25 protein-coding genes are annotated in these 25858 nt (G+C 68.5%); 11 read left to right on the forward strand and 14 right to left on the reverse strand.

Annotated elements, in window-relative coordinates; all coding sequences use genetic code 11:
- Positions 1 to 89 precede the first annotated feature (89 nt).
- Positions 90 to 1346 (forward strand): MFS transporter, encoded by a 1257-nt coding sequence (locus AB0I34_RS08785; RefSeq protein WP_360441764.1) that lies wholly within the window; start codon positions 90 to 92, stop codon positions 1344 to 1346.
- Here AB0I34_RS08785 and AB0I34_RS08790 read toward each other — a convergent pair.
- Together AB0I34_RS08790 and AB0I34_RS08795 are read right to left on the reverse strand one after the other, a co-directional pair.
- Positions 1328 to 2431: a hypothetical protein gene (locus AB0I34_RS08790; protein WP_360441767.1), complete on the reverse strand. Its 1104-nt coding sequence runs from the start codon at positions 2429 to 2431 to the stop codon at positions 1328 to 1330. The two genes, AB0I34_RS08785 and AB0I34_RS08790, sit on opposite strands and share 19 nt — an antisense overlap.
- A gap of 150 nt (positions 2432 to 2581) precedes the next feature.
- Positions 2582 to 4081 carry an MFS transporter gene (locus tag AB0I34_RS08795; protein ID WP_360441770.1) on the reverse strand — a complete coding sequence of 500 codons (1500 nt, stop codon included), beginning with the start codon at positions 4079 to 4081 and terminating at the stop codon, positions 2582 to 2584.
- A gap of 88 nt (positions 4082 to 4169) precedes the next feature.
- Here AB0I34_RS08795 and AB0I34_RS08800 point away from each other — a divergent pair, with 88 nt between their 5' ends.
- Positions 4170 to 4622, forward strand: a complete 453-nt coding sequence (locus AB0I34_RS08800; protein ID WP_360441773.1) for a MarR family transcriptional regulator — start codon at positions 4170 to 4172, stop codon at positions 4620 to 4622.
- A complete protein-coding gene (locus AB0I34_RS08805; RefSeq protein WP_360441776.1) occupies positions 4619 to 5650 on the forward strand; it encodes an alpha/beta hydrolase in 1032 nt (343 codons plus the stop codon). Before AB0I34_RS08800 ends, AB0I34_RS08805 begins: the two co-directional genes overlap by 4 nt.
- Here AB0I34_RS08805 and ilvA read toward each other — a convergent pair.
- Positions 5643 to 6845: a threonine ammonia-lyase gene (gene ilvA / locus AB0I34_RS08810; RefSeq protein ID WP_360441779.1), complete on the reverse strand. Its 1203-nt coding sequence runs from the start codon at positions 6843 to 6845 to the stop codon at positions 5643 to 5645. The two genes, AB0I34_RS08805 and ilvA, sit on opposite strands and share 8 nt — an antisense overlap.
- A 53-nt stretch (positions 6846 to 6898) precedes the next feature.
- On the opposite strand from ilvA, the gene AB0I34_RS08815 reads away from it, so the two are divergent.
- Positions 6899 to 8158 carry an aminoglycoside phosphotransferase family protein gene (locus AB0I34_RS08815; protein WP_360441782.1) on the forward strand — a complete coding sequence of 420 codons (1260 nt, stop codon included), beginning with the start codon at positions 6899 to 6901 and terminating at the stop codon, positions 8156 to 8158.
- On the opposite strand, the gene AB0I34_RS08820 is transcribed toward AB0I34_RS08815, so the two are convergent.
- The 6 genes from AB0I34_RS08820 to AB0I34_RS08845 all read right to left on the reverse strand — a co-directional run bounded on the left by AB0I34_RS08820 (position 8159) and on the right by AB0I34_RS08845 (position 13415).
- The gene (locus tag AB0I34_RS08820; protein ID WP_360441785.1) at positions 8159 to 8920 is read right to left on the reverse strand and encodes a hypothetical protein; all 762 of its coding nucleotides are present in this window, start codon (positions 8918 to 8920) and stop codon (positions 8159 to 8161) included. It lies immediately after the preceding gene.
- 109 nt (positions 8921 to 9029) lie between these two features.
- Entirely contained in the window at positions 9030 to 9842 is an 813-nt protein-coding gene (locus AB0I34_RS08825) for an ABC transporter permease (RefSeq protein WP_360441788.1), read from the reverse strand.
- On the reverse strand, positions 9842 to 10624 hold the full coding sequence (locus AB0I34_RS08830) for an ABC transporter permease (protein ID WP_360441791.1): 783 nt from the start codon (positions 10622 to 10624) through the stop codon (positions 9842 to 9844). The genes AB0I34_RS08825 and AB0I34_RS08830 overlap by 1 nt, the downstream gene beginning before the upstream one ends.
- A gap of 164 nt (positions 10625 to 10788) precedes the next feature.
- Positions 10789 to 11736 carry an ATP-binding cassette domain-containing protein gene (locus AB0I34_RS08835; RefSeq protein WP_360441794.1) on the reverse strand — a complete coding sequence of 316 codons (948 nt, stop codon included), beginning with the start codon at positions 11734 to 11736 and terminating at the stop codon, positions 10789 to 10791.
- A 90-nt stretch (positions 11737 to 11826) separates the two neighbouring features.
- The gene (locus AB0I34_RS08840) at positions 11827 to 12558 is read right to left on the reverse strand and encodes an SDR family oxidoreductase (protein WP_360441797.1); all 732 of its coding nucleotides are present in this window, start codon (positions 12556 to 12558) and stop codon (positions 11827 to 11829) included.
- A complete protein-coding gene (locus AB0I34_RS08845; RefSeq protein WP_360441800.1) occupies positions 12546 to 13415 on the reverse strand; it encodes a CPBP family intramembrane glutamic endopeptidase in 870 nt (289 codons plus the stop codon). The genes AB0I34_RS08840 and AB0I34_RS08845 overlap by 13 nt, the downstream gene beginning before the upstream one ends.
- Before the next feature lie 270 nt (positions 13416 to 13685).
- Here AB0I34_RS08845 and AB0I34_RS08850 point away from each other — a divergent pair, with 270 nt between their 5' ends.
- The 3 genes from AB0I34_RS08850 (at position 13686) to AB0I34_RS08860 (ending at position 16406) form a co-directional block, all read left to right on the forward strand.
- On the forward strand, positions 13686 to 14288 hold the full coding sequence (locus AB0I34_RS08850) for a MarR family transcriptional regulator (protein WP_360441803.1): 603 nt from the start codon (positions 13686 to 13688) through the stop codon (positions 14286 to 14288).
- Complete coding sequence (locus tag AB0I34_RS08855) at positions 14285 to 15901, forward strand: MDR family MFS transporter (protein WP_360441806.1); 1617 nt, start codon at positions 14285 to 14287, stop codon at positions 15899 to 15901. Before AB0I34_RS08850 ends, AB0I34_RS08855 begins: the two co-directional genes overlap by 4 nt.
- Before the next feature lie 73 nt (positions 15902 to 15974).
- Entirely contained in the window at positions 15975 to 16406 is a 432-nt protein-coding gene (locus tag AB0I34_RS08860) for a hemerythrin domain-containing protein (protein WP_360441809.1), read from the forward strand.
- Here AB0I34_RS08860 and AB0I34_RS08865 read toward each other — a convergent pair.
- The 3 genes from AB0I34_RS08865 to AB0I34_RS08875 are packed head-to-tail and all read right to left on the reverse strand — an operon-like array spanning position 16386 to position 20216.
- Entirely contained in the window at positions 16386 to 17654 is a 1269-nt protein-coding gene (locus AB0I34_RS08865) for an AI-2E family transporter (RefSeq protein WP_360441812.1), read from the reverse strand. The genes AB0I34_RS08860 and AB0I34_RS08865 overlap by 21 nt on opposite strands.
- 33 nt (positions 17655 to 17687) lie before the next feature.
- Entirely contained in the window at positions 17688 to 19061 is a 1374-nt protein-coding gene (locus tag AB0I34_RS08870; RefSeq protein ID WP_360441815.1) for a glutamate mutase L, read from the reverse strand.
- Positions 19062 to 20216: a cystathionine gamma-synthase gene (locus AB0I34_RS08875; RefSeq protein ID WP_360441818.1), complete on the reverse strand. Its 1155-nt coding sequence runs from the start codon at positions 20214 to 20216 to the stop codon at positions 19062 to 19064.
- Between the two features lie 129 nt (positions 20217 to 20345).
- On the opposite strand from AB0I34_RS08875, the gene AB0I34_RS08880 reads away from it, so the two are divergent.
- Positions 20346 to 20777, forward strand: coding sequence for an SRPBCC domain-containing protein (locus AB0I34_RS08880; RefSeq protein WP_360441821.1), 432 nt, complete (start codon positions 20346 to 20348; stop codon positions 20775 to 20777).
- A 6-nt stretch (positions 20778 to 20783) separates the two neighbouring features.
- A complete protein-coding gene (locus AB0I34_RS08885; protein WP_360441824.1) occupies positions 20784 to 21119 on the forward strand; it encodes a metalloregulator ArsR/SmtB family transcription factor in 336 nt (111 codons plus the stop codon).
- A 297-nt stretch (positions 21120 to 21416) separates the two neighbouring features.
- Here AB0I34_RS08885 and AB0I34_RS08890 read toward each other — a convergent pair whose 3' ends face one another.
- Positions 21417 to 22082, reverse strand: coding sequence for a hypothetical protein (locus tag AB0I34_RS08890; RefSeq protein ID WP_360441827.1), 666 nt, complete (start codon positions 22080 to 22082; stop codon positions 21417 to 21419).
- A gap of 62 nt (positions 22083 to 22144) precedes the next feature.
- Here AB0I34_RS08890 and AB0I34_RS08895 point away from each other — a divergent pair, with 62 nt between their 5' ends.
- Both AB0I34_RS08895 and msrA read left to right on the forward strand, forming a co-directional pair.
- Positions 22145 to 23587: a PLP-dependent aminotransferase family protein gene (locus tag AB0I34_RS08895; protein ID WP_360441830.1), complete on the forward strand. Its 1443-nt coding sequence runs from the start codon at positions 22145 to 22147 to the stop codon at positions 23585 to 23587.
- 88 nt (positions 23588 to 23675) lie between these two features.
- Complete coding sequence (gene msrA, locus AB0I34_RS08900) at positions 23676 to 24320, forward strand: peptide-methionine (S)-S-oxide reductase MsrA (RefSeq protein WP_360441833.1); 645 nt, start codon at positions 23676 to 23678, stop codon at positions 24318 to 24320.
- 69 nt (positions 24321 to 24389) lie between these two features.
- Here the strand turns inward: msrA and AB0I34_RS08905 are convergent, their stop codons facing one another.
- Positions 24390 to 25460, reverse strand: a complete 1071-nt coding sequence (locus tag AB0I34_RS08905) for a DUF4333 domain-containing protein (protein ID WP_360441836.1) — start codon at positions 25458 to 25460, stop codon at positions 24390 to 24392.
- Positions 25461 to 25858: the final 398 nt, after the last annotated feature.

The following is a 25858-nucleotide window of genomic DNA, read 5'->3' on the forward strand; positions in this document are numbered from 1 at the left end:
ATCTATTTCAGGCTCAGATTGAGTCGACCAGACTCAACTTTGTTGATAGTTGAGTCGACAGGACTCAAGTCTCGGCCTAGCGTCGCGGCATGACCTCCCGGAGCATCCTCAGACACCCCGATTTCCGGCGGTTGTGGATCGCTGATCTGCTCAGTCAGCTCGGCAGCCGCCTGAGCATGATCGCGATCCCGCTGCTCGCCGTTCTCACCCTCGACGCGTCCACCCTCCAGGTCTCGCTTCTGAGGACATGCGAGACGGCCGCCTGGCTGCTACTCGGACTGTTCGCCGGTGCCTGGGTCGACCGGATCCGGTGTCTCCCGGTGCTCGTGTACGCCGATCTGGGCCGGGCACTGCTCTTCGCGACGATTCCCGTCGCCGCCTGGTTCGGCGTGCTGAGTCTCACGCAGCTGTACGTCGTACTGGTGCTGACCGGCGTCCTCACGGTGCTCTTCGACGTGGCACACAGCACCTACCCGCCTCGGCTGCTGGATCCTGACCAACTGCTGCCCGGCAACGCCAAGCTAGCGGCCAACCACTCCGTCGGCGCTGTGATCGGCGCGGGCGCGGGCGGCGTACTCGTGCAGTGGCTCGGTGCGGCAGTCACGATCGGCGTGAACGCACTGAGCTTCCTGTGGTCCGCACTGTGGCTTCGCTCGATCCGTACGCCGGAAGCACAGCCGGCCAAGGCGACCCGGCCGAACCTCAAGCGGGAGATCGCGGAGGGGATGCGGTACGTCTTCAGTCACCCGCTGCTGCGGCCGATGGCGCTCAACACGGCGACGACCATGCTCTTCCAGGCAGCCGCCGGCGCGATCATGATCGTCTACCTGGTCCGCGAGGTTCACCTGCAGCCGGGCACCATCGGCGTACTGAGCATGATCGGCCTCGGCGGAGCGATCGTGGCGTCAGGCGTGACCGAGAAGATCAGCACCAGGTACGGCGACGCCCGCACGTTGCTCCTGGCGTCGACGGGCATCGGTGTCGCATTCACCCTCCAGGCGCTGACCGCACCGGGCTGGCAGGTGAGCTGGTACGTCGTCTCGATGCTGCTCGCCGGCTTCTGCATTATCGTCTGCTACATCCTGCAGGTGAGCACCCGGCAGCGCGTGTGCCCACCGGAACTGCAGGGCCGGGTCAGCGCCACCATGAGCTTCGTCAGCTGGGGCGCAGCTCCGCTCGGCAGTCTGCTGGGCGGTGCGCTCGGTACGGCGTTCGGATTGCACGCGACCTTGTGGATCGCCGGTCTGGCGGCCCTGGCCGGCAACGCGTTCCTCTATTTCTCACCGTTCCGCACCTTGCGCACCGTCCCGGCCACGCAACAGGTCGATCAGTCGGAGGCGATCTGAGCGGTGCCGACAAGGACCTCGACGTCGAGGGCGGCGCGGCCGCGGCCGATCTCCACGTCCTTGGACTGGCCGGAGACCGCGCCGGTCCAGGTGACCCGACCGAGCTGGGCCTCGGTGTGGACGCGGACGTCGGAGCCGCGGCGCAGCACAACGTTCGCAGTGCCGGACTCGACCCGGACGCGGGACCGGCCCTTGGTGAGCTGGGCGTCCAGATTGGCCGAGCCGGCCTGGACGAGCAGATCGATCGGGCCGTCCACGTCGGAGACCTTCGCCGTACCGGCGGTGACGCGGACCCGGCTCAGCCCGGGCAGGCGCTCAGCGTGCACGCTGCCGCCCGTCACCTCGACCTCGACCTGCAGGCCGGGGTTGACCCGGATGGACAGTTCCTTGGCGAGGCCGTTCACGTGCGACTTCAGGTCGGTCGGGTTGCGCAGCATGCTGAACCCGTCGATCGAGACGCCCATGTCGCCTTCGCTGCTGATCGCGAGGGTGTCGCCGTCCCGCTTGATCACGTGCGGTCCGTCCACCGCGACGCCGTTGACGGCCGGCTCGCCGATCAACCGCACCCGGCGACCGATCGCCCGCACCGTCACCCGCTGCACCCCCGCCGGCATCGGCACGTTGCTGTGCTCCTCCTCGACCTCCTCGACCTCTTCAACCTCTTCGATCTCGTCGGTACCGGAGTTCTCAGCAGTCGCGGGGCTTTCGACGGGAGCTTCGTCGACCACGCTGTCCTGCACACCGTTCCCGGCGGCAGCATGCCGCCCGCCCGGCGTCGCGCCGGCCTCGCCACCATTCGCGGCGCCCTCGGGTGCCGCCGTGTCGGCGGCGTCCGGGGCGTCCACCACATCGGCCCAGACCGAGGTGGACGGGAGGTCCTCCGCGGCCGGCCAATCCGTGGACGGCGCGTCCTTCGTCGAGTCTTCGGCAACCGGAGGCGTTGGCGCCGGCTCGTCAGCCTCGGTGGTCGTCGGGGCCTGAATGGCGGCGATCAGGGTGGTGGCTTCCTCAGGTGAGAGGTGGCCCTTGGCGACCCGGTCGAGGACGTCCTTGACCCGCCGGTCGTAATCGCTCTGGTTGCTCATGCGCCCAGTCCAGCATCCCCGCGGGTCGAAACCAATCCGGGATCGCCCGGAATCCCGCCGGACGCAGCGGTGCGGATCCCGGGGAGTAGCCCGCGACCCGCACCAGCTGGGTTTCTCATATGTGCACAGCCCACACAGGGCTGGTTGTTGTCACGCCGCCGGGGTCATCTCCTCCGCGGCCAGTTCGTCCTGTACGGCGGCCAGCTCGGCAGCCTCGGCCTCCTCAGCGGCCCGCCGACCGCGCAGACCACGCAGACCGGTCAGGGCCACCACCAGTCCGAGCGCCGCGATCCCGGTCACCACAGCCAGACCAGGCTTGTACGCCGACAACATCCCGGCCGAGGTGGTCACGCCGTCCGACCTGCTGCTGATCACCGCGGTCACGATCGCGAGGACCACCGCGCCACCGACCTGGTTGGAGGTGTTGAACAGCCCGGACGCCAGCCCCTGCTCGTGGTCCGGGACCCCGGACACGGCCTGGATATTCAGTGCCGGGAACCCGATCGCGAACCCGAGACCGAGCAGCATGATCGTCGGGAACACAGTCGAGAAGTACGCCGACTCCGGACCGATCCGCAGCGACAGCGCGTACCCGACGACGAACAGCGCCATCGACGCGATGATCATCGTCTCGGTGCCGAGCCGGTCGGCCAGCTTGCCCGCGTTCGGCGACAGGGTGGCGACCAGCAGACCGGCGGGCAGGAAGGCCAGCGCGGTCTGGAACGACGACCAGCCGAGCAGGTTCTGCAGGTACATGGTGCCGATCAGCTGGAAGGCGACATACGCGCCGAAGACGGTCAGGATGGCCAGGTTCGCCCGCCGGAGCGAGGCGTTGCGGAGGATGCCGAGCCGGACCAGCGGATGCTTCGACCGGAGTTCGATCGCGACGAAGCCGGCCAGCAGGACGATCGCGAGCGCGAACATCCCGAAGGTCTGCACCGACACCCAACCTGCTTGCTCGGCACCGACCACGGCGTACACCAGAGACAGCATGCCGCCGGTGACGGTGATCGCTCCGGGGACGTCGTACCCGCCGGAAGCGTTGTCGCGCGGGCTGTTCGGGATCAGCTTGATCGCGAACAGCAGCACGATCAGGGCGACCGGGCCGGGCATCAGGAAGGTCCAGCGCCAGCCGACCTCGGTCAGCGCGCCGCCGAGGATCAGGCCCATCGAGAAGCCGCTGGCGGCGCAGGTGGTGAAGATGCTGAGGGCACGGTTACGGTCCGGGCCCTCGTGGAAGGTCGTGGTGATGATGGAGAGCGCGGCCGGCGCGGTGAACGCGGCGGCGACGCCCTTGACGAACCGCGCGGCGATGAGCAGTTCGGGGTTCGTGGCCAGCGAGCTCAGCATCGAGACCGCGGCGAACACGGCCAGCGCGATCAGGAAGACGCGGCGCCTGCCGAGCAGGTCGGCGGTCCGGCCGCCGAGCAGCAGCAGGCCGCCGTACCCGAGCACGTAGCCGGTCACGACCCATTGCAGAGAAGAGAGGGAGACGCCCAGGTCGGCGCCGATGGACGGCAGGGACATACCGACCATGGACACGTCCAGGCCGTCGAGGAAGATCACGCCGCAGACCACCAGGAGGGCGCCCCACAGGCGCGCGTCCCAAGTCATCCGGGCCGGTGATGTGGTGTGCGTTGTCTGTGTCACGAGGGGAGACTATTCCATGCGTGTGCATCTAATGTCCAGGCATTAAATGCGTTTGCATTGAATGCGCGTGCATGCTATGGTCCCCTCCATGGCCGCCACGAAGGTCAGCGCCGGTCCTGGTGAGACCGCCGCCGATGTCAGTGCAGATGTGAGGGAATGGCGCGAGCTGCTGGCTCGCCACGCCGACCTGACCTGCGCCCTCGATCGGGCTCTGCAGGCCGGCCACTCGCTGGGCATGAGTGAGTACGAGGTGCTCGAGCGTCTCGCCGAGCTGCCCGAGCACTCCGCCAAGGTGCAGACGATCGCGAAGTCGGTCCATCTCAGCCAGAGCGCGCTGTCCCGGGTGATCGGCCGGCTGGAGACCGCCGGCCTGGTCGAGCGGCACATGTGCCCCGAGGATCGGCGCGCGGTCAATGTCCGCCTCACCGACGACGGTCTGCACCTTCAGGCAGAGGCCGAGCCGACCCAGCGCCGAGTGCTCGCCGAGCGACTGCACGCACCTCTGGTGAAGAGCTGTCAGCCCCCTACCATCGGTGAATGACTGACGAACCGCTCCTGACCGCCGAGGAAGCTCGGGAAGTCATCGAGGACCTGAACCGCATCGTCGCGCCCGACGGCATCCAGGAGACGTACCAACTCCGGGCCGGAGGCATCGACCACTGGGTCTACGCCCGTGGTCAGGACCGGTCGAACCCGGTCATCCTGTTCGTGCACGGTGGTCCCGCGTCGCCGCTCTCGCCGGTGATGTGGCAGTTCCAGCGGCCGATCGAGGAGTACTTCACAGTCGTCACCTACGACCAGCGCGGCGCCGGCCGGACTTTTCGTACGGTCGATCCGGACACCATCGCGGACACGCTGAAGATCGAGCAGTACGTCGCCGACGCGATCGAGCTCACCGAGCAGATCCGGGAGCGGTACGGCGTCGACAAGGTGATCCTGATGGGTCACAGCTGGGGCACCGTGATCGCAACGCACGCCGCCCTCGCCCGGCCCGACCTGTTCCACGCGTACGTCGGGATCGGCCAGTTCATCAACTCCCGGACCAACGAACGACTCTCGTTCGAATACGCCGTCGAGCAGGCCCGCGAACACAACCACACCGAGGCCCTCGAGCAGCTCGCGTCGATCGCGCCGTACCCCGGCGACGAGCCGGTGACCCGGGACCGGATCATCATCGCGCGTGAATGGGCGCAGTACCGCGGCGGCCTGACGGCGTACCGGAGCGACTCGACCTACTTCTTCCAGGCGCCGCTGCTGTCGCCGGAGTACACCCTCGACGAGGGTGAAACCATTGGCGAGGGCAACATGTTCACCCTCGGCCGGGTGCTGGACGAGTTGTTGGAGGTCGACTTCACCGGGGTGACCGAGTTCCCGATCCCGGTGGTCATGTTCCTCGGGCGGCACGACTACACGACGCCGAGTGCCCCGACCGCCGAGTGGATCGAGGCGGTCAAGGCGCCGTACAAGCAGGCCGTCTGGTTCGAGCGCTCGTCACACATGTTGCCCTGGGAGGAGCCCGGCAAGATGCTGGTCAGCCTGCTCGCCCACGTCCGGCCGCAGGTCAGTTGAGCGTGTACGTGTAGCCGTTGCCGGTCAGACCGGCCAGGACGCGGTCTCGGTGGTCCTCACCCCGCAGTTCGAGTTGCAGCGCCACCTCGACCTCGTCCAGGTTCAGCGTCTCCGAGATGCGCTCGTGCAGTACCTCGATGAGGTTCGCGTCCATCCCGGCCAGTTGCGTCAGCAGTGTCGCGAGCCCGCCGGGCGTGTCCGGGATCCGCACTCGCAGCGACAGGTACCGCGCGGCCGCGGCCATGCCGTGCCGGATGACGCGCATCAGCAGCAGCGGGTCGATGTTGCCGCCGGACAGCACCACCACGACCGGCGGCTTGAACCGCTCCGGCTCGTCCAGTACGGCGGCCACCGCGGCGGCACCGGCCGGTTCGACCACGAGCTTCGCCCGCTCCAGCAGCAACAGCAGGGCCTTGGACAACGAATCCTCGCCGACCGTGCGCACCTCCCCGACGTACTGCTGGACCGCCTCGAACGGGACCTTGCCCGGCAGTCCGACCGCGATCCCGTCCGCCATCGTCGCCATCTCCGCCAGCTGGACCGGCTCGCCGGCTGCCAGTGAGGCCGGGTACGCCGCCGCGCCCGCGGCCTGCACGCCGACGACCTCGATCGGCGCCCCGTCGCGTTGCATCGCCGACGCGATCCCGGCGATCAGGCCGCCGCCACCGGTCGGCACGACGATCGTCCGGACCTGCGGGCACTGCTCGACGATCTCCAGCCCGGCGGTGGCCTGACCGGCGACGATGTCAGGGTGGTCGAACGGGTGGATCAGCACCGCGCCGGTCTCGGCCTCGAACGCGTGTGCCGCCCGCAGGCAGTCGTCGATCGACGTGCCGACGAAGCGAATCTCCGCGCCGTACGCGCGCGTCGCCTTCTCCTTCGGGATCGGTGCGCCGTGCGGCATGAACACGGTCGCCTTGATGCCGAGCAGTTGGGCCGCGAGCGCGACGCCCTGGGCGTGGTTGCCCGCGCTCGCCGCGACCACGCCGCGCGACCGCTCGGCCTTCGACAGCCGCGCCATCCGCACGTACGCGCCGCGCAGCTTGAACGACCCGGTGCGCTGCAGGTTCTCGCATTTCAGGAACACGTCGCCGCCGACCAGCTCACTCAGCCAGCGCGAGTACTCCAGCGGCGTCGGCGCCACCACGTCATGCAACAGGTCCGCCGCTCGCACGATGTCCTTGGCATCGATCACGTCCTTACCCTACGCAGCAAAACCACTTGCACCCGCCACATACGCTGCGGCTCATGAAGGTCACGGCTGTCGTGATTCGCCCGTCGGACGAGGCGGTCCTCGTCCTGCCTGCCGGTCTGCCGCAGGTGGAGGTCGCCGAGAAGCTCTGGTTCCCCGACGTGGAGGCCGCGGTCGGCCGGCTCCGCGAGCAGCTGTCGATCGAGGCCGTCGTCCTCACCTGCCTCGGCGAAGAGCCGACCACCTACCTGATGTTCTCGACCGGCACGGTTCCAGCGGATGCCCGGTGGGTGCATGACCTCGACGATCCGGCGGTCGTGGCCGCGCGCGAGTACCTCGCCCTGCCGGCGGACTCCCCCGTCACGCCGGCGTGGACCAGGCCGGGCTGGTACGACGAAGCGCTGTCGTGGATCGACGAACAGGTCGCGAGGACGAGACCGTGGTCCCAGGTGCGCTCGTGGGGGCTGTCGAACGTACTGCGTGTCCCGACGGCCCCCGGAGACGTGTACTTCAAGGCACTTGCGCACTCCAGCACCATCCGGCCGGCGCGGGCGGATGCGTTGCCGCTGTTGTTCGCGCACGAGCCGATGTTGTTGAAGCAGCTGTCCGAGGAGCGGCCTGGTGAGGTGCCTGCGCCGCTGGCCGTGGACGAGAAGCGGGCCTGGATGTTGCTGCCCGACCTCGGACCCCCGTTGGCCGACTTTCCGGACGTTTCGCTGTGGATCGACGCACTGCGCGGGCACGCCAGGTTGCAGCGCAGCTATGCGGATCAGCCGGATCGGCTGCTGGAGTTCAGCTGTGTCGACCGCCGGCTCGCCGTACTGCAGGCGGAGATCGACCGGGTGCTCGGGCCGACCCCCGCCACCGATCTGCTCGAACCCGCGGAGCGCGCGCTGCTGCCGAGGCGGGCCGAACAGTTGCGTGAGGCAATCACCGAGCTCGCGGCGATCGGCGTACCGGAGACTCTGCTGCACGGTGATCTGCATCCGCGGAACCTTGCTGTCCGGGATGGCCGGGTGTTGGCGTTCGACTGGACGGACGCCGCTGTGTCCCATCCGTTCCTGGACCTCGTGACGTTCTTCGAGCAACGGTCGCCGCTGTCGACCGATCCGCGGCTGAAGGATGCCTATCTGGCCGAGTGGGAGTCGTACGCCTCGCCCGCGGACCTACGTCGTGCGCTCGAACTGGCCGAGGAGCTGGGAGCACTCCACCAGGTCATGACCTACGCGCACCTGCCGGACAACGTGTCCGGACCGAGCAAGGAGTCGATGCTCCGCGGCGGCGTGTGGTGGCTCCGGAGGATCCTTGCGCAGTAGTCATCGGTGCAGCACGGCCAACTGGTTGCGCATACCGCGGCGGACCGGCGGATCGAGGTGCCGGTCCCACGTCGGACGACGCTCTCCGCGCAGCAAGGCGTAGTACGCGAGCGCCTCGGACAACGCCGCTTCACGGAGGTACCCGCGCGCCAGCGGCTGCTTGCCCCGCCCGTTCGGTCGCGGCCGTCGCTCGTACGCCGCGTTGGCGGTGAAGATCCCGAGTCCGTAGAACACGGTGAGCAGATCGGTCAGTGGTTCATGGTCGGGCCGGCGCGCCACCGAGATCCGGCTGCTGCCGAGCAGCAGTTCGTGCCCGGCTTCATGGGCGAAGATCGCGATCAGCGCGACCGGGTCGGCGGCCAGCGTCGGCGAGAGCTGGATCTGGTTGCGCTCGGCGCCGCGGATCCACCGGCCGGACGGTTCCTTCACCACCGAGGCCGACCTGCGGTACGCCGGCCGCCGGATGCCGTCACCGACGAGTTCGAAGCTGAGGGCGCACTGATCCGGCCGAAGATCCATCCGCTCGCTGACCAGCCGGCACAACTCCTCGGCGGCCGGCCGGCTGCCGTCGTACCCGGCCGGGATGAGGTCGGTGGGCAGCGCGATCGGCCGCAGCACCACGTCGCGGCCGAACTCGGTGATCATCCACTCCATCGACGACCGGATCCATCGGCGGCTGCCACCCGGCAAGCGCTCCCGTGGCGCCTTCAACTGGGACCGCACCTGCTGGCTCCGCCGCAACACCCCGATCGGATTCCTCACCCGCCGGATCATGCCAATCGGACGCCGATGTAAACCCGATCGGTTTCACAGAGTTCCCGATCGCGTACGCCGAGCTAGTGTCCTGAGTCGGACGTTCGGCTCAGGACACTTACTTCAGCAGCAGCTTGCCGAGGCGTTGGGAGGCGATGTACATGCCGATCGTGCCCATGGCGGCGAGGTAGAAGGCGTGGACGAGGAGGAACCAGCCGACCGTGCCGGTGGTGAGTGCGCGCTCGATCACGACGCCCTGGTAGAGCGGGGTGATCTCGACCAGCCAGCGGATGGCCTCCGGGTACGTCTCGACCGGGTAGAACGTGGCCGAGAACAGGAACATCGGCATCGCCGCGAGCTGGACGAACTCGAAGTCCTGCCAGCTGCGCATGAACGTCGTCAGCGCCATCCCCGCGCCGGCGAACGCGAACGCGATCAGGACCGAGGCGGGCAGCGCGAGCAGCGCCCACCAGGACGTGATCAGGCCCATCCCCAGCATCACCGCGATGAACATCGCCGAGTAGCAGGCACCACGCAGCAGAGCCCAGGTCACCTCGCCGGTCGCGATGTCCCACGGCCGCAGCGGCGTCGCCAGCATCGAGTCGTAGAGCTTGGCGTACTTCATCCGGAAGAAGATGTTGTACGTCGAGTCGAAGATCGCACCGTTCATCGCCGAACTGGCCAGCATCGCCGGCGCGACGAAGGCGGCGTACCCGATCGTGGTGCCGTCGGACAGCGTGAAGTCGCCGACCAGTTGCGCGACGCCGATGCCGATCGAGAGCAGGTAGAACAGCGGCTCGAAGAAGCCGGACAGGAAGACGATCCAGGACCGGCGGTAGAGCAGGAAGTTGCGCTCCACGATGTGCCGGCCGCCGCCGCGGCCGAGGACGCGGGCCGGGACCGGGACGACCCGGGCGGTGAGGGTCGTCATCAGCCCACCAGCCTCTTGGTGAAGCCGCGGACGGCGAACCACGTGCCGACCACGAACCAGGCGAGCAGGTAGACGACGTTGAGTAGCGCGAGCGGCGGGTTGATCGTGCCCATCGCCAGATCACGGGACAGGGCCACGCCGTGCCACAACGGGCTGAGGTACGCGAGCCACTCGATCCAGTTCGGCAACTGCGAGACCGGGAAGAACGCACCGGAGAACAGGAACGCCGGGATCACCCCGAAGCGGAAGATCATCGCGAAGCCGGAGTCGTTCTCCAGCGTCGAGGCCACCGCCGCGACCGGCGCCGCGGCAGCCATCCCCACCAGCAACGCCACCGGCAGCGCAAGCACACCGAGCGGTGACTCCAGTCCGCCGAACACCGCAATCACCGCCAAGAAGACCGCACACGTGCTGCCCACCCGGAAGGCGATGAAGCCGAGCTGACCGCCGACCACGTCCACCGGCCGCAGCGGCGTCGCGATCATCGAGTGGAAGAACTTCTGCCACTTCAATCCACTCATCACCGGGTACGTCGCTTCGCCGACGGCCACCTGCAACGCGGTGGCGGCGAGCAACCCGGGCGCGATGAACTGCAGGTAGCTCACACCACCGAGCGCACCGGTCCCGTTCCGGTCGACGAAGGAGCCCAGACCGATCCCCATCGCGGCCAGATAGAGCAGTGGCAGCAGGAAGCTGCTGATCAGCGTGCCCTTCCAGGTCCGCTTGTAGACGGTCAGCCAGTAGTCGAACTGGCGACGGCCGTTCTCTAGCGCGAGGGCCATCAGGGCGTGTCTCCTAACTCCGCGCCGTAGCGAGCAGGTGCTCGGTGCGGTGCATCGGCGTGCGGGAGCGAAGGTCTCGATGCGGCGCATCGTGGCCTTTGCTCACGTGCGGTGAGGTGCCGTGCCGAGTGCCGCGCAGTAGGCGGGGAGTTGGGAGACACGCCCTAATCCACCAACGTCCGGCCGGTGAGCCGGAGGAACACGTCCTCGAGGGTCGAGCGCCGGACCAGGACCGAGGCCGGCTGCAGACCGCGCTCGTGCACCGCCGCGACCGCGTGCTCGCCGTCGTCGGTGTAGAGCAGCAGGCGGTCCGGCAGCACCTCGATGCGCTGGGCCAGGTCCTCGACCTTCCCTGCCAGTGCGTCGTGGTCGGACGACATGACCTCAGGCCCGAACCGCAGCTCGGTCACCTCACGCGTGGAGTAGTCCCGGATCAGGTCGGCCGGCGATCCCTCAGCCGCGATCAGGCCGCCGTCCATCACGACCAGCCGGTCGCAGAGCTGCTCGGCCTCGTCCATGTAGTGCGTGGTGATGATCAGCGTCACGCCGGCCTGCTTGAGCCGGAACAACTTGTCCCACAACAGATGCCGGGCTTGTGGGTCCAGCCCGGTCGTCGGCTCGTCGAGCAGCAGGAGATCGGGGTTGCTCACCAGCGAGCGCGCGATCGTCAGCCTCCGCTTCATCCCGCCGGAGAGCTCGTCGACCTTGACCTCCGCCTTCTCGGTGAGCGAGACGAACTCGAGCAACTCGTCCGCGCGACTACGGCACTCCGCCCGGCTCAGACCGAAGTACCGGCCGTAGATGGTCAGGTTCTCCCGGACGGACAGCTCGGTGTCGAGGGTGTCGTCCTGCGGGCACACGCCGAGCCGGGCCCGGATCGACGGGCCGTCGGTGGCAGGGTCCATGCCGAGGATCCGCAGGGTGCCGCCGCTGGTCGGGGAGACCGCGCCGATCATCCGCATCGTCGACGACTTGCCCGCGCCGTTCGGCCCGAGGAACCCGAACGCCTCCCCGCGCCACACATCCAGGTCGATGCCCTTGACCGCTTCGAAGTCGCCGTACGACTTCCGCAGTCCACGGACATGGACCAGGGACTCCCGCTGCTCACTCACGGTCCCGACCCTAGACGGACCGGCCGACAGTTTTCTTGTCGTTTTGGGCGGTTCCATCCATCGACGCTAGAACCTCAACACGACTGGAAGTCAACCGCGGCCGACGTACGGCATGCCGGCGGCCATCACGGTCAGGTGCGGTACGGCGACCGACGTCGGGAGCTGGGCGATCCGGACCACGAAATCCGCCACGATCTTCGGATCGAACGTCGGCTCGACCGCGATCGACCCGTCCGGCTGCAGCACGCCCTGCCCCATCCGCTCGGTCATCGGGGTCGCGGCGTTCCCGATGTCGATCTGGCAGGCCGTGATCCCGTGCGCCCGGCCTTCCAGCTCGAGGCCCTTCGTCAACCCGGTGACGGCGTGCTTGCTGGCCGTGTACGCGATGCCCTGCGGCCGCGGGACATGCGCCGAGATCGAGCCGTTGTTGATGATCCGTCCACCCTTCGGGTCCTGCCGCAGCATCAACGCGAACGCCGCCTTCGCACACAGGAAGGACCCGGTCAGATTGGTGTCCACCACCCGCCGCCAGTCCTCCTCGGCCAGATCCTGCACCCCGGCCGCCGGCGCGCCGGTCCCCGCGTTGTTCACCAGTACGTCGATCCGCTCGAGCCCACCGAAGAGCGCACGCACCGCCCCGCCATCGGCGACATCCAGCACCGCGGTCCGCACTCGCCCCTCGGCCGACAGAGCGGCGGTCTCGCGCAGCTTCTCCTCGGTCCGCCCGGTGACGGTCACCTCGAACCCAGCCGCCGCGAGCGCCAGCGCCATCTCGCGCCCGAGCCCCGAACCACCACCGGTCACCACTGCTACCTGCGCCATCCTGGCACTCTCCTGTCGCTCGCCGAATCGGCGTCCAGGATCGCAGGATCCTCAGTACGACGGTGCCGCGGAGCGCGTCGCCAGTACCAGCCGACCGCGGCCGCCGTGGCGGTCATCATGAGGAGGTCGACCCACACACCGTTGCCGAGCGGAGGAATCAGCTCCTCGCTGAGGTTCCACGCCGCGTGCACGAGGATCGCCGCCGGTACGCCGCCGCGGAGGCGTTCGGTGACGAACAGCATCACGTAGGTCAGCGGGAACAGCCCCAGGAAGAAGGTCAGCCCCTGCTGGGTGAACAGCCCGTCGTCATGCTGACCGGTGCCGTTCAGGAAGTACAGCGGCACGTGCCAGAGCCCCCACGCCGCGCCCAGGACCGCAGTGGTGGCCAACTGCCCGTAGTACCTGCGGAGACGGGGCTGCACATAACCCCGCCAGCCGAACTCTTCCGCCACCGGTCCGGCCAGGAACGTGTAGGCCAGCGCCCCGAGTGGTCCACCGGCGCCGGCGATCACGTCGGCGGCATGGTCGGGAAACGCTGCGAGGTGTCCGGTCAGCAGTGACGCCGCCAGTGGCGGAAATGCACCGAGCAGTACGGCGGCGACCGGCCAGCTCCACGACCACCTCACCAGCCGCTGCTTCTCGCGTCGCCACAGCCACATCACCAAGGCGGCCAGCGACGGCCCGGACGCCGCCAGGGCGAAGACGAGCATCCCGCCGCCCTCGTCGAGGTTCGCGCCCAGCACGCCCAGGACCGCCCAAGGCAACCAGGTCAGGGCGATACAGACCGCTCCGAACTCCAGCAGCCGGCGCCTCGTCGTCGCCATGCTGTCCACCGACCGGTCGTCGATCGCCGTCACGCGTCCCCCAGTAGCTAGCAGGAATGTCTCCCGGGCCAGCCTCGTTGTGGGGAGAGGGGCAGGCCAGGGTGCCAGACCGACCAACCACCGGGGACCTAGGCCCACCCTGCGTCACAGAACGCAGCCCTCCACCGTCAGTAGATCGTGTACTGGTTCTCATCTTCCACGAACAGTGACCACCTGAAGACTGTGAGTAAGTGAGTGGCGGCTCACTCGGAAATCTTGGAAACTCATTTGCGTGTATCACGCAAGCATGTATATGCTTGCAGCATGCAAGTAAACGACGCGTACTCTCCGCAGACCCCGATCGAGGGCGTGCTGCACGCGTTTACCAGGATCGGCCGGCGGCTGAAGGCCAAGCAGCCGGGGGACACGATCGACCACAGCGTCCACCTGGTGCTGTTCGTGCTGCGGTGCAGCGGTGCGCTGCGCCTGTCCGACCTGGCCAACCGGATGGAGCTGGACGCCTCGACCGCGAGCCGCCACGTGCGGTCGCTGGAGCAGCTGGGCCTGGTCCGCCGCTCCCCCGACCCCGACGACGGCCGCGCCTTCCGGGTCGAGCTGACCGAGAAGGGCATCGAGGAGTGGGACGCCGGCGCCCGACGCCGGATGGAGCTGCTGAGCGCGGCGATGGACGGCTGGTCCGAAGACGACGTCCTGACCTTCGAGCGCCTGATGACACGGTTCGCCGACGGAGTCGCGAGCCTTACCGACCCGGCCATCGAGAAGAGCTGGGCAGACAAGGGCTGGGCCGCTGTTGCCCCGCGGTTACGCCCGACACCCGCGGCAGAGCGCCGTACCCAAGACTTCGCGGCCGGCGGCGACCCCGCTGATCGCGAGAACACCGACAAGAAGCTGGGGAGCACTACATGAGCACCACCGAGCCCGCCACCACCGGCGGCGCTGCGCCTGAAACTCCGGGATACCTGTCCCACAAACAGATCCTCGTCGTCCTCGGCGGCCTGATGGCCGGCATGTTCCTGGCGGCGCTCGACCAGAGCATCGTCGGAACCGCGCTGCCGCAGATCGTCAGTGAGTTCAACAGCCTGGACAAGCTGTCCTGGGTGGTCACGGCGTACCTGCTGACCTCGACCGCCTCCACGCCGCTGTGGGGCAAGATCTCCGACCTGTACGGCCGTCGCCCGCTGTTCATCGCGGCGATCGTCACCTTCCTGGCCGGCTCCGTGCTGGCCGCGCTGTCGCAGAACATCGAGATGCTGATCGGCTTCCGGGCCGTCCAGGGTCTTGGCGCCGGTGGCCTGATGTCACTGGCCTTCGCCACCATCGGCGACGTGATCCCGCCGCGCGAGCGCGGTAAGTACATGGGGTACTTCGGTGCCGTCTTCGGCCTGTCGTCCGTGGCCGGCCCGCTGCTCGGCGGTCTGCTCACCGACGGTCCCGGCTGGCGCTGGATCTTCTGGATCAACCTGCCGATCGGACTCGTTGCCCTGGGCATCGTCGGCGCCGTCCTCCGGCTGCCGCACGTGAAGCGTTCGCACAAGATCGACTACCTGGGTGCCGCAGTGGTCACCGGAGCCGTCACCTCGCTGCTGCTGGCCGTCTCCTGGAGCGGCCCGACCAACGGCTGGGGCACCGCCACCACGATCGCCCTGCTCGCCGCGGCCGTCGTACTGGCCGTCACCTTCGTGCTGGTCGAACTGCGGGTGGCCGAGCCGATCATCCCGATGGACCTGTTCAAGGGCCGGATCTTCTCCGGGTACGCCGGGTACGCGTTCCTGCTCGGGTTCGCGATGTTCGGTGCGCTGATCTTCCTGCCGCTGTACCTGCAGGCGGTCAAGGACATGTCGCCGACTCGGTCCGGCCTGGCGCTGCTGCCGATGATCGTCGGTATCTTCTCCGCGTCGATCCCGAGCGGTCAGCTGATGAGCAAGACCGGGCGCTACAAGGTCTACCCGATCATCTCCTCGGTCCTGGTCGGTGGCGCGATGCTGCTGCTGTCCACGCTGAGCCTGGGTACGCCGTACTGGCACCTGGCGATCTACATGTTCATCATGGGCGCCGGTCTGGGTCTGTCGATGCAGATCACCGTCACCGCCGCGCAGAACAGCGTGGACCGCAAGCACATGGGCAGCGCGACCTCGACGATGACCTTCTTCCGCTCGATGGGTGGCGCGATCGGTACCGCGGTGTACGGCGCGGTGCTGACCAGCCGGCTCAAGGAGCACCTGGGCGACATCGTTCCGAACGCGACCCAGACCGTGGTCGACGGGCTCGCCAAGGCGGCGAACAGCGTCCAGGCGCTGCACAGCCTGAAGGAGCCGATGAAGGGCTGGGCCCTGCACGGTCTGGTCGACTCGATGGGCGACGTGTTCCTGGTCTCGCTGCCGTTCCTGGCGATCGCGTTCATCCTCGCGGTCATCACTCCGGAGCAGCGGCTGGCCGGCCGCTCCGACGGCCCGTCCAAGCCGGAAGGCGAGGGTGAGGAAGGCTCCATGGAGGCTTCCGCAGCCGCGGCGATGCACTGACCCTCCGCACCAACCGAACGACCGGCCGTCCTCTCCCGAGGACGGCCGGTCGTCGCACGTTAGGCTTGCGGTGATGTCACGCCTGCAAGGATTCGGAAACCAGCTCGTCGCCTTCCACGATCAACTCCGTGAGCAGATCGACGTACTGCGGGAACAGACTGCACCCGATGGCAGGGATCTACTGGCTCACTGTCTGGCCTTCTGCGGCGCGCTCACTCGTCATCACACCGGTGAGGACGACGGCGCGTTCATGGTGCTCGCGGAGGAGTACCCGGACCTTCGTCCGGTGCTCGAGGAGCTGGCCCGTGATCACCTGATCATCGCGGAGGCCCTGCAGCGGTTGGAGAAACTCGCCGAACTCGATCCGGCCGGGCGGAAGCGGGAGCTCGACACCGTAGCCGCCCTGATGGAGACGCACTTCACCTACGAGGAACGCAAACTCGTCACCGCCCTGAACGCCCTCGATGACGACGGGACGGGGCGCTTAGCTCTCCCGTTCCGCTGACTCCGCCGCGGGTTTCTCCCGGAAAAGGTATCTACGGGGCAACGGTCGCGGTGGTTCCGGATCGACGTCGTTGCCGGCCAGGTGGTTGACGATCGCGTTCAGTACGGCGGCCGTCGGTACGGCGATCAGCGCGCCGACGATCCCGGCGATGATCACACCCGTGGCGATCGACAAGATGATGGCGAGCGGGTGGACGCTGACCGCGCGGCCGAGCAGGAACGGCTGCAGCACATGCGCCTCGAGCTGCTGCACGCCGATCACCACGGCCAGCATGATGATCGCGACGATCGGTCCCTTGGCAACCAGCGCAACCAGTACGGCGACCACGCCGCTGATCAGCGCGCCGACGACCGGGATGAATGCGCCGACGAACACCAGAATGCCGATCGCGCTCACCAGCGGCAGACCGAGGATCGCCGCGCCCAGTGAGATCCCGATCGCGTCGACCGCCGCGACGATGATGGTTGCCCGGACGAACGCCGTGAGCGAGACCCACGCCTTCCGCCCGGACGAGTCGGCCTTCTCGCGCGCCTGCCGCGGGAACAGCCGGATCAGCCACGCCCAGATCCGATCGCCCTGGTAGAGGAAGAAGAACAGGCAGAACAGCGCGATGAACAGGCCGGCCACGACATGCGTCGCCGTCGTACCGACCTCGGCCGCACGCTGACCGAGAGCACCACCGGACGTGATCTCGTCCTGCAATCGCTTGAAGGCGTCGGTGATGTCCTTGTCGGTCAGCCCGAAGTTGATCCGGGCCAGGTCGCGCAGTTTCTGCACACCTTCGCCGACCTGGGTGGACAGACTCTCGAACTGGCCCGCGATCTGCGTACCGACCAGGGTCAGCAGACCGGCGACGACGATGATGGTCGCCAGAACGGTGATGCCCGCCGCGGGACCGCGGGGAATGCGGAGCCGCTGCAGGCCGTCCGTCACCGGCACCAGCAGAGCCGTCAGCAGTACGCCGACCGTCACCGGGACGACCACCTCGGACAGATAACGCATCCCGTAGGCGATCACCAGCACGGCCGCGACGATCACCAGGAACCGCCAGGCCCAGGCACTGGCGATCTGCATCCCCGGAGTGACCCCGGTGTCCACGCGACCCCGGCTGGACGACGCGGTCAGGCGATCGTCGTCCACCGCCGTCGCGCCGGCCTCGTCGAGCACCTCGTTGTCAGCCACCGGACTCTCGTGGTCCCGTCCGACGTCCGGCGCCTCGATCTCGTCGCCCCGCCCCGACTCGCTCATCCCACCTCCGCAGCTCACCGCTTGGTGCTGAGACTAGTGCCCGGTGCGGACTGTTCCATGAATGTGGCGGGCGAGCCCTTCGGCTGCGGCTGGGGCACGGTCGGCGAGCAGGCCGACGCCGGCCAGGACGTAGTCCTTGTCGACGCAGACTTCCGCGCGCTCCGGGACGAGCCAGCCTTCCTCCTGTGCATTCACCCCGACGGAGCCCAGGATCCGCGCGGCAACGTCCGGCCCGTTGTGCCGCAGCACTCCTCCGGACCCGACCAGCAGGTCCACCTCCCGCAGGTCCTTGCCCGACCGCTCGATCACCCGACCGCCGGGCCCGAACACGATCCGCTGGCGACCCGCGTGCCGCCGCAACGCCACCGTCGCCGCGACCCTCGCAAGCAACTCGTCGTACGACGCCTCCTGCTCGCTGTCGGGGAGGTACGACGGATCCGCGTGCCGGCGAGCGGCCGCCGTACTGAACAGGTCGCCGTCCGGGATGAGACCGGACTCGACGCCGGCGGCGACTACCGGGACCGCGCTCCAGCGCATGCCGAGGTCGCCCTCGACCGTGCGCGTCACGGGATGCGTCGCGACCACCTCGCGGCCGAGGTTCGCGTCCTCCGGGTCGAGCTCGATCACCGAGTGCACGTCCGTGGTCGCACCACCGATGTCCACGACCGCGACATCACCGTGCAACCCGGCCAGCACCTCGACTCCGCGCAGTACGACGTCCGGCGTGGCGGCGCGGACCATCCGCGCGAACGCCGGGTCCCGGGACAGGTTCTTCCCGCCGATCACATGGGCGAGGAACATCTCCCGGATCGCGGCCCGCGCACTGTCCGGCGCGAACACCCCGATCTCGGGTACGACGTTGTCCGCCAGGACATGCGGTACGCCGGCCGCCGCAAGGGTCTCGCCGATCCCGGCCTGCGCATCAAGGTTGCCTGCGACAACGACCGGTCGACGCCACTTGTACCTGGCCAGCACCTCGGCAGCGTTGCGCAGTACTGCCGAATTGCCACCGTCCGTGCCGCCGAGCAGCAGGACCACGTCCGGGCGGTCCTTGCGCAGCTCCTTCAGGGAAGTTGCCGTGAGCCCGCCGTTGACCACGGCAACCACTCGGCCGCCGCTGGACAACGCGACCCGCCGGCCGGCTTCCGCGGTGACGAGCTCTTCGTTGCCGACGACACCGATCCGGAGACCGCCGCCCGCACTCGAACAGGCCAGCACCTCGGCGCGCTCGACGCCGCGATCGGCTTCCAGCAAGGCGTTGCGGCAGGCGTGCCAGCCGTCCATCACGTCCGTGTCGATCGTGGTCCGGTGTTCGGCCCGGGCGACCAGGTCGCCCGAGCCGGAGTCCACCGCGATCGCCTTCGTGAACGTCGACCCGAAGTCGACGGCCACCAACAGGCCCGCCAACTACGCCATCGCGCGGTCGAGGTCCAGCAGCAGGTCGTCGATCGTCTCGATCCCGACACTGAGCCGGATCAGGTCGGCCGGCACCTCGAGCGGCGTACCGGCGACCGAGGCGTGGGTCATCTTGCCGGGGTGCTCGATCAGCGACTCGACACCGCCGAGCGACTCGCCCAGGGTGAAGACCTCGGCCTTGTTGCAGATGTCCAGCGCGTGCTGCTCTCCTCCGGTGACCCGGAAGGACACGATGCCGCCGTACCGCTTCATCTGCTTGGCGGCGGTCTCGTGACCGGGGTGACCGTCGAGGCCCGGGTACAGCACCTGGCTGACGGCCTTGTGCCGCTGGAGGAACTCGACGACCTTCTCGGCGTTGTCGCTGTGCCGGTCCATCCGGACGCCGAGGGTCTTGATCCCGCGCAGCACCAGCCAGGCGTCGAACGGGCCGGCGACCGCGCCGATCGCGTTCTGGTGGAAGGCGATCTTGTCGGCCAGCCCGGCATCGCGGACGATCAGCCCACCGCCGACAACGTCGGAGTGACCGCCCATGTACTTCGTGGTCGAGTGCACGACGACGTCCGCGCCGAGCTCCAGCGGCTGCTGCAGGTACGGCGTGGCAAAGGTGTTGTCGACCACCAGCAGGGCACCGGCGTCGTGCGCGATCTGGGCGACGATGGCGATGTCGGCGACGTTCAGCAGCGGGTTCGTCGGCGTCTCGAGCCAGACGATCTTGGTCTTGCCCGGGCGGATCGCGGCCCGGATCGCCTCCGGGTGGGTGACCGCGACCGGCGTCATCTCGACACCCCAGTTGCCCAGCACCTTGGAGAACAGCCGGAACGTGCCGCCGTACGCGTCGTCGGGGAACACCATGTGGTCGCCCGGGACGCAGAGCGAGCGGATCAGCGTGTCCTCCGCGGCCAGGCCGCTGGCGAACGCGAAGCCGCGGTTGCCCGCCTCGATCGCGGCCAGACACTCCTCCAGCGCGGTCCGGGTCGGGTTCGCCGACCGGGAGTACTCGTAGCCGTTGCGCAGCCCGCCGACGCCGTCCTGCTTGTAGGTGCTGGTCGCGTAGATCGGCGGCACCACCGAACCGGTGGTGGGGTCGGGCTCGTTCCCGGCGTGGATGGCGAGTGTCTCGAAGCCGTAGTGGTGGTCCGTGTTCACCGGACCAGCGTACGGCCTGGTCTGCTCCGTCCCGAACCGGCCGTCCAGGACCGAGACTCTTGACGCAACCGACGGGTTGCCATATGTTGGATTGCAACCAGATAGTTGCTATTCACCAGGAGGATTGTGATGGGATTTCCTGACCAGATCGCGCGGACCGTCGAGCTCGCCCACCCGCCGGCGAAGGTGTGGGCGGCGCTGACCACGGCCGAGGGTCTCGGCACCTGGTTCGGCCACCAGGCGAAGATCGACCTGCGGCCGGGCGGATCCGCGGAGATGACGTGGACCAGCGGCGACCGGGCCGAGATGCGGATCGAGCGGGTCGACGAGCCGACCACGTTCGGCTTCACCTGGCACATCTACGGCCTGCCGGCCGAGGACGAACGCCGGACGTACGTCGAGTTCACGCTGGAGCCGGTCGACGCCGGCACCCGGCTGACCGTCATCGAGTCGGGCTTCGCGCAACTGCCGGACGGCGAGTACACCAAGGCGTTCGGCGCCAGCACCGAGGGCTGGGCGTCCGAACTCGGCGAACTCGTCGACTACCTCGACGCCGCCTGACCTGCCATGCCCGCCACAGACCGGGTCGAGGCGGTGGCGGAGCAGGTGTTCGTGGCCTTGGCGGATCCGCGGCGGCGCGGCGTACTCGCCGTACTCGCGGCGAACGGGCCTTCGACCGCGACGGACCTGGCGGATCGCCTGCCGATCACCCGGCAGGCGATCGCCAAGCACCTCGCACTCCTGGCCGAGGCGGGCCTCGTCACCGCCGAGCACGGCGAACGCCGCCGTGTCCGCTACGGCCTCCGGCCCGCCCCGATGCAGCTGGCTCAGCAGTTCCTCGCCGCCCTCACCCGCGACTGGGACCACCGCCTCAACGCCCTAAAAACCCACCTGGAACGCTGACCTCCCGCCCCCGCCCCGCCGCGCGCGACCCACCTCCGCCCCGCCGCACGGTCCCCGCCGCATTCCCTCGGGTGGGTCAGCCCACGAGAAGGCGGGTTGGCCAATCGCACGCAGTGGGCCAACCCACCGTTTGGTGGGCTGACCCAGCAGAGCTAGGGCTGGTCGGGCTTCAGGCGGACCGTGAAGAGCCGCGCTACCCCCGCCGCATTCCCTCGGGTGGGTCAGCCCACGAGAAGGTGGGCTGGCCAATCGCACGCAGTGGGCCAACCCACCGTTTGGTGGGCTGACCCAGCAGAGCTAGGGCTGGTCGGGCTTCAGGCGCACTGTGAAGATCGGTAGGAGGACGTGGACGAGTGGGCCGATCGACAGGGCGTAGACGACGGTGCCGACGCCGATCACGCCGCCGAGCAGGAAGCCGATCACGAGCACGGTCAGCTCGAGCGTGGTCCGGACGAGGCGGACGCTGAGGCCGGTACGACGGACCAGGCCGGTCATCAGGCCGTCGCGGGGACCGGGGCCGAACTGCGCGCCGATGTAGAGCGCGCCGGCCAGCGCGTTCACCACGACGCCCGCGAGCATGAACACGATCCGGAGCCAGAGCGCGTCCGGCCGGTCGACCGTCGCCAGGGTCAGGTCCGTCACCAGGCCGATCACGATCGCGTTGCTGATCGTGCCGAGCCCGGGCCACTGCCGCAGCGGGATCCAGGCCAGCAGTACGACGAAGCTCATCGCGATCACCACGGTGCCGAAGCTCAGCGGAAGGTGCTTGGTGATGCCGGAGTGGAACACGTCCCACGGATCCAGGCCGAGATTGCCCTGGATCATCAGGCCCATCGAGGCGCCGTAGAGGGTGAGGCCGACGTACAACTGGACCAGGCGCCGGGGCAGGTGGCCTGCTTTCAGCTGCTGGATCGGGTTCAGGGGCGCCAGTTGGCGCGGCAGTGCGGGGGAAGTGGCGGTCACTTCTCCAGTTTGCGGAACAACTGGCCTGGTGATCGATAGCCAATTGCGCGATAGTGGACTGCATGCAGCGGCAATATCTCCCCGCCAGTACGCTCACCGGCCTGCTCGGGTCCTGGGCCGACGACTCCGGGCCGGCGTACCGGGTGCTGGCCGACCGGCTCCGATTGCTGATCGCGGACGGCCGGATCATCCCTGGCTCGCGGCTCCCGAGCGAGCGCGAGTTGACCGAAGCCCTCAGGGTGAGCCGTACGACGGTCGCCTCGGCGTACCGTGAGTTGCGCGACAGTGGCTATCTGACGAGCCGCCGCGGGTCGGGCAGTGTCACCGCCCTCCCGTCCAAGGTCGCACCTGAACTCGGGCGCCACCACGCGCCTGGGATCGACACGGACGGGCTCTACGACTTCACCTGCGCGGCGCCGTCCGCCGTACCGGGGATCAGTAGGGCGGTGGCGGAGGCTGCCGGGGACCTGCCGGTGCATCTGGCGACGCCCGGGTACCACCCGCAGGGCCTGCCGGTGCTGCGCTCGGAGATCGCGGCGGCCTATGCGGAGCGCGGGCTGCCGACGACGCCGGACCAGATCATCGTGACCGCCGGTGCGCTGGCGGCGACGTCGATCGCGATCCGCGCGATCACGCAGTTCGGCGACCGGGTGCTGACCGAGAGCCCGACGCACCCGAACTCCGTCGACGCGATCCGGCGCAGCGGCTGCCGGGTGGTGGCGGTGCCGATGAGCCCCGGCGGCTGGGACCTTCCCTTGCTGGAGGCAACGATCAGGCAGACGGCGCCGCGAGCCGCGTGGATGGTCGTGGACTTCCAGAACCCGACCGGGTGGTTGATGCCGGCCGCCGACCGGCAGCGGCTGGCGATCGCGTTCGCCCGCAGCCGGACGACGGCGATCGTGGACGAGACGCTGTTCGAGCTGTCGCTGGACGGCCAGGAGATGCCGCCGCCGTTCGCGTCGTACGACCCCGACGGCGTGATCACCGTGGGGTCGGTGAGCAAGTCGTTCTGGGGCGGGCTGCGGATCGGGTGGATGCGTGTGCCGGAGGCGCTGGTCGCGCGGATCCTGGACGCGCGGGCGTCGATGGATCTGGGCGCACCGGTGCTCGAGCAGTTGGTCGTCGCCGGGTTGCTGCGGCAGCGGTCGACGATTCTGCCGGAGCGGCGGTCGGAGCTCGCGCGGCGGCGGGATGCGTTGGCGTCGGCGGTGGCTTCCGAGTTGCCGTCGTGGCGGTTCCGGGTGCCGGGTGGCGGGTTGTCGCTGTGGTGTGAGTTGCCCGAGCCCGTTGGGTCGAGTCTGGTCGGGGTTGCGCAGCGGAACGGCGTACTGCTGGTGTCCGGTTCGCGGTTCTCGCCGGATGGTGGGTTCGAGTCGTTCATCCGGTTGCCGTTCACGCTCGACCCGGATGCGCTGCGTGACGGGGTCAGTCGGTTGGCCGCGTCGTACGCGTCGCTGACCACGGGCGGGGCGCCGGCCCGGCGTTCGGCGGCCATGATCGCTTGACGTCATCTCGCCGTAAGGGGTGTGGGGAAGGTTCGCCTTACCCCTGGCGTTGAAGGATCATGAGAGTACTTCTGCGAGAGGCGTGAGAATGTCGTTCTTCAAGCGCAATACAGCCCTGGTCGAGCCCGAGGCCGCACTGCCCGGCCGGCCGGAGCCCGGATTCGCCGTACCGGCGGACAACATCGTGCTCGGTACGCCGCAGACCGCTGCTGCCCCTGAGGGGTTCGAGGAGGTCTGGTTCGGCACCGGGTGTTTCTGGGGCACCGAGGAGATCTTCTGGCAGCAGCCTGGGGTCTACACCACGGCCGTCGGCTACGCGGGTGGCTACACCCCGAACCCGACGTACGAGGAGGTCTGCACGGGCCGCACCGGCCACACCGAGGCCGTCCGAGTCGTCTACGACCCCACGAAGACCACCTTCACCGACCTGCTGAAGGTCTTCTGGGAGACCCACGACCCGACACAGGGCATGCGCCAGGGCAACGACCTCGGCTCCCAGTACCGTTCCGCGGTCTACTACACCACCGACGCCCAGCGTGCCGAGGCCGAGCGCACCCGCGACCTCTACGCCCCCGTCATCAAGCCCCTCGGCTACGGCGACGTCACCACCGAGATCGCCCCCGCCACCACCTTCTACTACGCCGAGGGCTACCACCAGCAGTACCTGTCCGACTTCAAGAACCCCAACGGCTACCGCTGCCACAGCAACACCGGCGTACCGTTCCCGGCCTGACGCCTGACAGTCAGCGCAGAGCGCCAGGACTCCTTCGAGTCCTGGCGCTTGTGCGTGCTTGGGACCTGATCAGTACTTCCAGGCCCCAAGCTGGTGCCCGTCCAAGTCGTGCATCACCAACTGGCCGTGCCGGGAGGGGACGTCGAACACCAACCAACCGGACGCCTGCTCGCCCCGATCGAGGATCACCGGGTCCAGGGGTGGGTCGAACGCGGTCGAGGTGACGATCGCGTCGCCGGTGTACTTGCGGCCGCCCACCAGTGCAGTGATCTCCACAAGGTCCTGCCCGTCTGCGAGTGCCCGTAGCGTCACGTTCGCGCCCATGTACACACCATGCTCGGGTCCGTCGAACTCGTCGCCTGCAGAGAACTTCAGCCGCGTGACGGTGGCCTCGAGCTGGGCGGCACCAGCCTCGTCGTAGACCGTCAGCTTGTCGCCGATCTTGCCGGTCGACGGTTTCGGCGGCGTCACCGGCCACACTATGGCCGGCTCGAAATGCACCGTCCCGTCAAGGTTGTCGACCACGGTCCGTACGGCCTGGCGCTTGCTCCCCAAGGAAATCGTGCAGGGGATCGTCCCGCCGACCTCGGCGACCCGCACGCTCGGCGCGCCGCAGTCGACCCTGGCACCTGCGGCCTGCGCCGGCAGCCTCGAGCGGATCTCGGTGATGACCTTGTCGATGTCGATGAGCGCCTTGGCCAGTTTGAGCTCGTAGGTGTAATCGCCATCCTGCACATGGCTCAAGGTCACGGTTACCGGCACCTGGCTGCCCGCCACCTCGGCGGTGCACTCGAAGCTCGCACCCTCGGCGACCTTCACGTCTTCGGGACAGGTGACGCTACCAACCTGTACGTCCGGCACCGCCTCGCGCAGGTAGTTGCCGACCGCGTCCGCTGTCCGGTTCTCATCGACCGTGCCGCCCCCAATGGTGACCTCGGCCGAGCAGCCGGCCAATAGCAGGACGGCGGCTACTGAGCACACCGCGCGAACCCCAGCCGCCGCGAATCGAGATGGTCGAGGTGGTGTTGGCTCCTGGACAGCGGCGCTTCGACTGGTGATTGCTCGCACGATGACCCCCGGCGGTGTGACGCGGCGAGGGTGGCGTGCCCACGACAGACGGTTGAACTTGACGGCCGGCATACAACCGCGATCGTCCAGGCCACAGTTGCAGCGACCTCCTTGGCGACGCATCCCCGCCAGGTCAGATGGGCGGCGGCTCCCCCGCGTCACGGTCCACAATCCCCGCCTTGGACGTTACTCCTTGCCGCACCGCGGAGATAGCTCCAGCCCGACGCCTTCTATCGCCTCCACGGAGCACCTACCACCAGCAGTACCTGTCCGACTTCAAGAACCCCAACGGCTACCGCTGCCACAGCAACACGGGAGTTCCGTTCCCCGCAGACGTGTAAGCCCTCGACGACGCGTCCTTCTCATCGGTGCCGAAAACAGGCGTGGCCGGTGAGGAGGCCACCCCTTGCGCGTCACCACATCTGAGGTCTCAAATGGCTGGTGAAGCTTGGCGAACGGGCAACTCGGGG

The organism is Kribbella sp. NPDC050281 (assembly GCF_040655855.1).
Lineage (GTDB): Bacteria > Actinomycetota > Actinomycetes > Propionibacteriales > Kribbellaceae > Kribbella.